This window comes from Pontibacter aydingkolensis, from assembly GCF_019443125.1.
Lineage (GTDB): Bacteria > Bacteroidota > Bacteroidia > Cytophagales > Hymenobacteraceae > Pontibacter > Pontibacter aydingkolensis.
In genome coordinates, this window is the sequence record NZ_JAHYXK010000038.1 from 1 (window position 1) to 10043 (window position 10043).

The following is a 10043-nucleotide window of genomic DNA, read 5'->3' on the forward strand; positions in this document are numbered from 1 at the left end:
AGCAGCACCCCGCCCAGCTCGCTTAGCAACAGGCCCGAGGGGCGGTTGCGGTGGCGCACCAGCGCCTGACACAGGCCTGAAAAGGTGGAAACCAGCCGGCGGTCCAGCAACCGGTCGAGCAGTGAAAGAAAGGGAGCGAGGAACTCCTCTAATCGGCGGGAGAAAAAACGGGCCTGGGAGAGAACCTCGCCTTGGGAAGATGCGTTTTCAGAAGTAGCAAACATAAAAACCTCCTGTCTTTAGGTCATACATTACATATACACCTAAAACAGGAGGTTTGCCTTTTTTATCCCATCACAAAATTCGGGATGATTCATGTTTCACTATAACTCTGAAATCTCTATCTTGTCAGGATCATCATGTTAGAGTATACTTTGTCGCCTGCTTTTACACGGTAAATGTAAGTGCCGCCAGGCAGGTTGCTGCCATCGAAGTTGGTTGTGTAGCTTCCGGCTTTCATACTTCCTGCTACCAGTGTCTGTACTTTTTTGCCCAGCACATCATATACCGCTATCTGTACTTCGCCATCCTGCGGCACTACATAGCTAATGGTAGTTACGCCTGTAAATGGATTAGGATAGCTGTATACATGTTCGTTTGTAGTGCTTAGGTTGCTAACCATAAGGGCATTTGCTGTGCCTGAGGCTGCAATTGGTTGAGTAGCGGCGTTCCACAAGGCATGGGTGCGTGTAACAATCACGGCAAAATCAGCGCGTGTTACATCCTTTAATGGCTTAAAAGTAGCGTGTAATGTTGGCTGAAGGTCGTATGGCCCCTGTGTTACAGTATAGTAAGCATTGATCATGTTAAGCTCCAGGGCAACGCTTACATATCCTTCCAGCCCTTCAGGAATGTCCGCAGCATCCTCGATCGGGTAGCTGGTACCGTTTACCTCAACTGTCGGTGTTTTACCATTGCGCTCCAGGGCAAACTTTTGCAAGCCTAATGCCTGTACAAGCGAGTAGGATACTTCGGCTCTGTTCACTTTGCTGTTCGGAGAGAACTTGCCAGGAGCCGTTGGGAGCATAATACCGTTAAACACGTGCTCTTTGTCACGCAGTGCAGCGCCTTTAGCCACAATAGATTCAGCCAGAAGATTACGCTCTTTCACGTCCGTTAAAGTATAAGAGCCATTTACGGGCAGGTACTGTCGTATGCCTTCTCCCATCATCAGGTAATCGGCCATATCAATGCGCTTAAGCAGTTCATCCGGCTTATAACCGCCATCGGTAAGACCATCGGCTAAACGTGCGTTCACAGCCATTATAATAGATGCCTCTGCTGGGTGGCCGGCTATATCGTTCAATCCGGTGGTGCCGGCAGCCGTGATCATTTCCACAACCCCATTTATTTTCTCTGGAAAAGCCACACCGTTTAACCCTGAGATCTCTACAGTCCAGGTACCTGCCTCAGGAGAAGCAATTGCTACGCCTCGGTCATAACTCAATGCGAATAAAACCGGAATACCGGCACTTGTTCTTATTCCGCTCGGCGAGATAAGCGTTAATCTGACTGGGTTACCTGTTTCACCAGCCACACCTGTAACTTTAATTTTGGCTTCTATTCCTGTAGTACCAGCGGCCACGTTGAAAGTAGTTCTGTTAGTAGCAGTTGTAGCAGGATTAAAATCTATTGTAAATTTCTCTGATATATTATTTGAATTCACATTGCTGTTGAATGTTCTGGTAAAGTTAAGGGTAGAGCCATAAGGAGCCGAAGCCCTGAAAGCCCTGTCTACGGCAGCATAAGCATTTACATAACCTGCTCCAACCTCCCATGACGCTCTGCCAGGTATGTTAGTGGCTGTTTGCTGCAGTATCTCTTTTACCTGAGCAACTGTCAGCGATGGGTTAGCATCAAGAAGAAGCGCCACAATACCTGCCACGTGCGGGGCTGCCATGGAAGTACCGCTCATATGCGTGTAGTAGGGCACATGAGCCGGGTCAAGTTCTGTCGCATCTTTATCAGCCGACAATGAAGAAACCGGTGCAATTACTCTTGCCGCAATGATGTCTACACCAGGAGATGTTATTGTAGGTCGGTCCTGCCAGGTATAGGCCTTGCCATCCAGCATAAAAGAACCACCTTTACCTTTTACTCCTCTTGATGAGAAATTAGCCAGGCGCCCTTGCTTATCGCCAGCAGCAACTGCGATTACCCACGGTGCTTTTTTATACTGGCCTGTCATAGTGCCTGAGCTTGGTCCGGAGTTACCCGCAGAGAACACCACCACAATATTACGATCTACGCAGCGCTTCGTGGCAAGCGTTATCGGGTCGGCGGGGTTTACATCTGTGCCTGTATCGCTTGTAGTTCCAAAAGAGTTGGTGATAACACGAATGTTATACTGGGCCTGGTTGATGATGGCATAGTCGAAGCCAGAAAGAACATCAAGCAGCAATAGCGCAGCACCAGAACCGTAACCTACCAAATCAGCACCCGGGGCAACCCCAGTATACTTACCAGATGACGCCTGACCGGTGCCTCCTACGATACCTGCTACGTGTGTACCATGACCACCAGTTGCATCGGTGTTAGGGATATTTTCTAACGGCGTGTAAGGTAAAATGCCTGATACCGAGTTAAGGTTCGTAGCGGCTGTAACGTTCTGTTTCAGATTTTTACCAAACTGCAGGTCCGGGTGCGTGCCGTCAACACCGCTGTCGTTTACCAGTACGCCTATACCTTTTCCTGAAACCGGCATGCCGCCATTCAGCGTAGTAAAGGCCATCTCGTTGCGCACTTTATTTACACCGGTAATGGCTGTACCAGTGTTGTTTTCATACTTTAACGACTCGTTTAAGTAGAGCGAAAGTACCCGAGGGCTCTTAGCCAGTTGCTCAATTTGAGATGCTGTGGCCAGTACGCCTGCAATAGGGAGAGCGCGTAACGTTAAGCCCTGCAGAATTCCGGCTTGTGTAAGAACAGACTTGTCGAGTAATGTCGGAGCTCCTTCGCTGTTAAAGGTTACTACTACTTGTACGGGAGTTATTCTGTCGGTTAAGGCCGCTTTAAGCTTTGGATCTACAAAGGCCTGTGCAAAAACATGGCTTATTGACAAAAGGCAGATAACAGCCACAGCTAGAATTCTTTTCATAAGGTAAATGGTAAAAGTTAGACATATAATTGTTTAAGTGAGATTCTAAGAAAATGCTTCTGTAGCTGATAAACTTCTATAGCAGCAGATAATGCACAAAACATATAATACGTGCTATGTTGTAGATATTAATTGTACTATAATAACTATAAATTTTACTTAAAAAAGAATTTGTTTAACCTCTGAGTTAACTGTAGCATTATACTTTGAGCATATAAAAAGGAGTGGCAAACTTTTAGATCCTAAAACAAAAAGGGCAGAAATACTGCTGTGTCTCTGCCCTCCTGTAAGTAAAAAAAGTGATTTTTATCCGTTGTAGGCCATAATTCCGCCAAGCAGATTACGTACATTACTAAAGCCCTGCTGTTGCATAAATGCCTTTGCCGTAGCCGACCTTGCCCCAGACCTGCACTGCACGATCACTTCTTTGTCTTTTAAGTCCTCCAGGTCTTCAAGTTGCTGCGGCAATGCACCCAAAGGTATATTCCGGGCACCCGCAATGTTAGCCTCCTGGTACTCCCAGTCTTCTCTAACGTCGATGATAACTGGTGTCTCTCCTTTTGCAAGACGTTCTTTTAATTCTTCTGCTGTGATATCTGATGATGTAATCATGTTTAATTCAGGATTATTTTTTTCGTAATAATAGCTTTTCTTGTCTGAATGCGCAACGTATAAAAGCCCGGAGCCAGCTGCTTCAGGTCTAAGTACTCCTTACTGCTATTATACGTATGCTGGTATACTTCCTGCCCGGTTATAGTATAAATTCGCAGGTTTTCGTAGTCTCCGTCTATAAAAATGCGCTTGTCTGCCGATGGGTTAGGGAACACTTTTATTCTGGCAGCTTCCATATCCTCTGCCAGGCCCAACGCTTCTCCCACCATAACAGGCCGCATCATAATGGCGCCTTCCAGTTGGGTATCCATGGTCCAGTTGTTGGAGGTGGTAAACAAAAAGCGGCGGCCCGTGGCACGTTCATTTCTATCAAAGCCCACGTTTACAAACAAACTGCCCGGCTGTTGCCAGCCAATATAAAAAGCACCCCTTACCGGCACAGGCTTGCTAAGCTGCACCTCGTAAAACTGGTTTAGTTTGTCGCTGTACTGTATCTGGAAACTTTGCTGGTGCAGTGTTTCGCCGGGAACGCCATTGTTATCTTCCCATACTTTAAACGTGATAGAGGTACCGGACAAATTGGTTCTTACCCTCGGGAAGTATATCCTGAACGCCTGCACCTGATCTGGCTGGTTCAGGTCGAAGCGCTGGGCCACCTGCGTACTGCTGGAGCCCACAAAGCTGAAGCCTGCCTCTGCGGTGCCGTCGTCGTAGGCGTAGTAATTTGCAAAAACAGTTTTGCGCTGAGTACTATCGTTGGCTCGCTGCAGCGGGTCTGCCTCGTTGGTGATAAGCCTGATGCCATGCTGCAGTATAAACCCGTTTTTATCCAGGTTTAGGTTATCAATGCGCGGCACACCTGTTATGGGGAACTGCCTTGCATTAGCCGGAACCAGTGCCTGATCGCGCAGGAACGTATCGGCTACTGCTTCGTTCAGCTTTTTGATATAGCCTCTCCAACTGATCGCGCCTGGTAAACTGCCGAGGTTATTGATTGTAGTACGGATCTCTGGTGCCAGTTCGGCTTGCTTGTTCTGCATAAACTGCACAGCCGGCATGGCAGTATAGTTCTGGAGCAGTTTACTTACACTTTGACTAATGGCAATGTCGCGGGTGGTGTTCTGCCCTTTACGGCGGTTCTTGTTCAGTAAAATATAGTCTACATTCCACACGTCGGCCAGGCCGTTGCGTTGCCCTATACTTCTGAACCTGAACTGAAAACCGTTGTGGAAATACCTCGTTTCTTTAAGACCTATAAACACCTGTGCAAAGTCTGTAACCTCACCAAGCCCATTCTGCCGCCATACTTCCTGCCAGTTTCCTGCATTGTCTTTAAACTCAACCAGGAGGTAAACCATATTCGATCTGTCCGGAATGTCTCCCAGCCCACCAGACTGCCAGTAAAAACTGAGGTAAACAGAATCCGCAGGCGTTAGATTGCCCAGAAGTATAGGCTGCGAGGTTAACGTATCGGATGCTCCTGCCCCTACAGAGCCAGGCGCGTAAGCCAACCCATTAGCGTTGAGGCCATCAAAAGAAGCAACGTTTTTAGTTATTGGCTGCTGTGCATAGCGGTTGTTTATGTACACGCCTCCATTTATCCAGCGGTTTGGATCAGGTGCTACGGCTGAGGTGGCAAAATCATCGAAAAAAGGCAGTGCCTGTGGTGCAGCTGTCTGGCGAAGTTGCACATTTATATTCTGTGCCAGGCGTTGTTCTTCCTGTAAGGGTGTGAGTACTGCCTGTGCCGTTGCCCCCACACTACATACAAGTATAAAAAGTATAAAGCACAGCGCTTTTCTCATGATCAGGATATAGGTCAGGTATGTATTATCGCGATTGAAACGTTAAAATAAACAAAGCCCCGGACTTTTAGGCACTTTACTGTACTTACTTATACTTTGTTGTGGCATAAAGGGCTTTTTGATGTAAGTATAACGTAGCGCCTTTCACTATAGTACTGTATCCAACTACCCCTGCCGCACTGCCATTTCCTTAAGTAAAAACTGTCATCTCGAACAACGTGAGAGATCTATCCGGAATTCTATAGAGATTTCTCACGTTGTTCGAAATAACAAAACCGCTCAATCCGGCTTTAGGTGAATATATTGGGCCAGGGATGGTTCGATACAGTATCTGAGAAAATCCTGTGCATCCTGGAAATCCTGATTCTGACAGCCAAAAGACCTCGTGGTATCCGAAGGTCCCGCGAGCGTCTGACACCACGAAGCAAAAGCCTCTAAACCCAGACACCCGCAGGAGCTGCGCACGCTGCAAGGTCTTTTATAAAAAAAGCGCCTGAACATTGCTGTCCAGGCGCCTCAATTTATACTTTAATTTCTTACTCAATACCCTCAAGCGGCTCGCGGCCTGCCACCCAGAGATCAACCAGTTCGCCAACTCTTATTTTGGCGCCAACCTCCGGGAAAGGACGCTGCTTAAGAACGGTTCCGTCTGCTTTATCGCTGCCCGGCACGTAAATGATGTTGCCAATCTGCAGTCCCTGCCCTACTAGCAGCACCGATGCTTCGTCTACAGGCATACCTACTACCGATGGCATCTCAAACTCGGAGTTACCCAAACCGTCGCCTATATGCAGGTCTATAACAGAGCCTTTTGGAATCATATCACCGGGCTTAACTTCTTTGCCGTTAACAAACTGCTTTAAAATAGCGCCTTGCTGCAGATCAGGCACATAAGTTAGCTTGCCTTTTTTCAGGTCGTAGCTCTTAAGTATAAGCTCTGCGTTCTTCACCGATCCGTCTATTAGCTTAGGCATTTTGATCATCGGCGGGTTTTTCATATTCACCGAGATGTAGATCTTACGGTTCTCTTTTACCTTGGCACCTGGTGCAGGGTCTTGGGTTAGTACCTGGAAGGGCTTCAGGTCCGGCTTATAGGTAGAGTCGTTGATGTAATACCGCAGGTTCTGATCTTCCAGTAATTCTTCGGCATCTGCCAGCTGCATTCCCTCTATTCTGGGCACCGAGATGCTCTCGCCGTGGTTGGTTGTAGATGGCAGGTACACATAAAAGAAGCCTATTACCAGCACCAATATAATAACCGCCATAACGGCCAGATGCTTCAGGACATCTAAAAATGAATTAGTTTTAAACATGTATTTTAATTATTGACTAAGACTCTTAAGATTAAAAGATTACTGTTTGAATTTATAACTCTTAACTATCTTACACCTCTCTAACTTTTCAACTTTTACCTCTTTACACTTCTGTTTTCATTTTGGTGCGTTCCATGCCGTACTGCAGAATGCGATCTATAAAATCGTATGGTTTGTAACCATTTATCGCCGTCTGGTGGAAGATGCAGGTGGCCGGTGTCATGCCTGGCAGAGAGTTTACTTCGATGATGATCGTCTCCACCTCGTCGTTTTCCAGCACGCGCACAAAGGCATCTATCCTGGCGTAGCCTTCTATGTTCAGTATCTGGGCTACTTTGCGTAAGTCTTCTTTTACCTTGTCAGATATTTTCTGGCGGCGCTCCGGGTCAGCAGCATAACGCGCAGGTGTGATGTTTTGTCCTTCGCCGGCCAGGAATTTTTCTTCCAAAGATAAAACCTCCCCTTCTGCCAGTGCCTCAGATGCCTCAAACACCTCGTAGCTAACCGTGCCGTCAGGCGCATACTTTGTAAGCAAACCACCGGTAATTTCCAGGAAGTGCTTTGCACCTTCTCTTGAGATCAGCGTTTCTACCAGGAACCCGGCTTTGTTCGGGAATTCCTCTTTAAAACCAAGTTGCAAGGTCAGTGCACAGTCAGAATCCAGTTCCTCCATCTCCCGGAAGATCAGTTTCGCAAAAGCCTCCAGTTCCTGGCGGTTCTTTATCTTCTTCACCGCAGAGCTGCAACCATCGTCGGCTGGCTTGGCAATGAACGGATACTTAAACTCGTTTTCTATACTTTGAAAGAAGACTTCGCTGTCGTTTTGCCAGTCTTCTTTAAGCGCCATAGCATGTTTGGCAACCGGAACACCGTGCTGCGCCAGTATCTCATTCGTCTCGTACTTGTTAATGGTAATGCGCGACGAACGTATGCCTGAACCGTTGTACGGGATGTATAGTTTCTCCAGTTCAGCCTGCAGGGCACCGTCTTCGCCTGGGCGGCCGTGCAGGGCAATGAACACCGCATCTACCAGGTTTTTCAGCTGACTGTAGGTAATGCGCTGCGGCTCTTCCAGGCTGCGGCCTGTATACTTTCTGGTTATACTTTCTGCTTCTTTGGCGATCTCGGCGAGTACCGGGTGCGGCTTGCCTCCCTGCTCAAAGTAGTGTACTTTCTCTTTAATGTCGTCTGCATTATCCTTCAGCATGATATTGATCGGGATAGTATATAAACGGTGGGCCTCGTTGCTGCCTGTCAGGAAGATGGGTAGTGGCTCATACTTGGTTGAGGAAGAAAGCTTTTCGTAAATGTTACGGCCGCTCTCTACCGAAATATGACGTTCCGAAGAGTACCCTCCCATAATCACACCCACACGTACTTTTTCGGCACGGTGCGCCTGTTCTTCTCTGATCGCCTTGTCCAGCTTAGCAAGAAGGCGCGTCAGCTTCACGGTATCCTTGCCGGTTTTTAAACGCTCTGCAACAGAGGTTCTGATAATGTAAGTCAGGAACTGTGACGGGTTAAGGCCGATCTCAGCTGCCTGGTGGAAGAAGAACGACGACGGCAACATACCAGAAGTAGTGTTCGGATCGTTCAGGAAAATCTCTCCGCTTTCGGTAATAAAGCCATCCAGACGGGCATACACATTAAAACCGAAGTCTTTAAACAGCTTGCTTGTGGCTTTTCTGATTTCCTGTATCTGCTCTGTCGGCAGGTTTATCGGTGTAATTTTTCGGCTCAGGCCCGGCAGGTATTTGGAACGGTAGTCGAATACTTCGCTGCCTTTTACGATCTCAGTTGGCGGCAAAGCGATTGGCTCACCTGCTTCATTCTGCACTACAATACACGAGAACTCTCTGCCCTGTATAAAGGCCTCAACCAACACCTGCTGCTCGTGCTCAATGTTGGTAAGGGTAATGCTATCGGTGGCAGTTGTGTTAAAGGTATGGTTGATCTTGTTCAGCAGTTCTTCCGGGTGGTACACAATGGTGCCATCTTCCAGCATGACCGGCATACCGATACCTTCCCGGATATCTACCAGTTGCTTCATGGTAACCAGTTGCTTCTCTTCGCTTAAAGCCAGCCATTGGCTCTTGTAAATGGTTTTTGTGAAGAAGCTACGCTCTACGCCTGCCTCAAAAGCGGCAAAATTATTTTCTTTGATTATAGACACACCAATAGATGATCCCTGGTGCGGCGCCTTCAATACCAACGGCAAACCAAGGTCAGCAACCAAAGTATGGAATATCTGCTCGCGCTGTTCCTGCTTCGCCCAATCAGCGTACTGTATGGTTCTGTAATCCGGCGTCGGGAAGTTGTTTTGCTTTAGCAGTGCCTTCTGTGCAGCCTTATCAATACCGATAGCCGACGGAAGTATACCTGAGCCGGAGTAAGGAATATGATACCACTCCAGCAAGCCCTGTATAGCGCCATCTTCGCCGTACGGGCCGTGCAGCGCCAGGAAAGCAAATTCAAAGTGATCTTTGAACTCGTTTGGCTGCAAGCGCTTGCCGGCTTTGGCTATTATCATGTCCTGCTCTTCAATACTTAACTCACCTAAAGACTCCAGGTAAATCTGCAGGGCATGCTCCGTTTCCGGAAGGGCATCTACCGGTGGGTAAAAATCGCGGATGGTGCCTTTGTAGATAAACTGCCAGTTAAGGAGTATAAAGTTACCCAGACTGTCTACAAACACCGGAACAGGCTCAAACAGCGCTTTATCTAAATTATCGTATACCGTACGGCCACCTGCAAAAGAGATTTCGCGCTCACGTGATGGTCCGCCGAAGATTATTCCTACTTTCATTAATGCAAAGGTAATAAATAGAGGGGCATTATACTTACTAATTTATAAGCTGCTATTCTAGTTCAATTTTAGGTTTTATCAAAGTATAGGAGCGATTTATAGTTTGATTATTGACCACAGATTAAGAAGATTTGATTGATTTATAAGATTAATCTACAGTACCGGGTCCAACTGCCCCTAATGTTTACCTCATCCCTACCCTATCCTAATAACAGGCGAGGGAGTTTTTGCCATTTCGAAATTCCACTCTTGAGAGGGGTAGGGGTGTGTTCTTGATCTGTAGCTGTTGCTTAACCTCCCTTCTACCAAGATCCTTACAGTATGACAAAAAGGAGAAAGCTGCTACTACTATGGACTTGCAACAAAAACCCGGACACAAGATTAAGCTGCTAAAGGTTTCCTGTTTAATT

At 47.2% G+C, this 10043-nt stretch carries 5 protein-coding genes and 1 pseudogene; all 6 read right to left on the reverse strand.

Annotation, left to right across the window (positions count from 1 at the left end; all coding sequences use genetic code 11):
• Positions 1-224, reverse strand: a pseudogene (locus K0O23_RS19915) (hypothetical protein); the annotation flags it as partial.
• Positions 225-340: 116 nt separating this feature from the next.
• Positions 341-3097, reverse strand: a complete 2757-nt coding sequence (locus tag K0O23_RS19920) for a S8/S53 family peptidase (RefSeq protein WP_219879220.1) — start codon at positions 3095-3097, stop codon at positions 341-343.
• A 306-nt stretch (positions 3098-3403) separates the two neighbouring features.
• Positions 3404-3709 carry a rhodanese-like domain-containing protein gene (locus tag K0O23_RS19925; protein WP_219879221.1) on the reverse strand — a complete coding sequence of 102 codons (306 nt, stop codon included), beginning with the start codon at positions 3707-3709 and terminating at the stop codon, positions 3404-3406.
• A gap of 2 nt (positions 3710-3711) precedes the next feature.
• Positions 3712-5514, reverse strand: coding sequence for a T9SS type A sorting domain-containing protein (locus tag K0O23_RS19930; RefSeq protein WP_219879222.1), 1803 nt, complete (start codon positions 5512-5514; stop codon positions 3712-3714).
• A gap of 536 nt (positions 5515-6050) precedes the next feature.
• Positions 6051-6827, reverse strand: a complete 777-nt coding sequence (locus tag K0O23_RS19935; protein ID WP_219879223.1) for a PASTA domain-containing protein — start codon at positions 6825-6827, stop codon at positions 6051-6053.
• A gap of 103 nt (positions 6828-6930) precedes the next feature.
• Positions 6931-9633: a D-alanine--D-alanine ligase family protein gene (locus K0O23_RS19940; protein ID WP_219879224.1), complete on the reverse strand. Its 2703-nt coding sequence runs from the start codon at positions 9631-9633 to the stop codon at positions 6931-6933.
• Between the last annotated feature and the right edge of the window lie 410 nt (positions 9634-10043).

Bases quoted from the DNA above. Each gene is read 5' to 3' on its own strand.
- K0O23_RS19920 (WP_219879220.1), bottom strand. From the start codon at position 3,097: ATGAAAAGAATTCTAGCTGTGGCTGTTATCTGCCTTTTGTCAATAAGC.
- K0O23_RS19925 (WP_219879221.1), bottom strand. From the start codon at position 3,709: ATGATTACATCATCAGATATCACAGCAGAAGAATTAAAAGAACGTCTT.
- K0O23_RS19930 (WP_219879222.1), bottom strand. From the start codon at position 5,514: ATGAGAAAAGCGCTGTGCTTTATACTTTTTATACTTGTATGTAGTGTG.
- K0O23_RS19935 (WP_219879223.1), bottom strand. From the start codon at position 6,827: ATGTTTAAAACTAATTCATTTTTAGATGTCCTGAAGCATCTGGCCGTT.
- K0O23_RS19940 (WP_219879224.1), bottom strand. From the start codon at position 9,633: ATGAAAGTAGGAATAATCTTCGGCGGACCATCACGTGAGCGCGAAATC.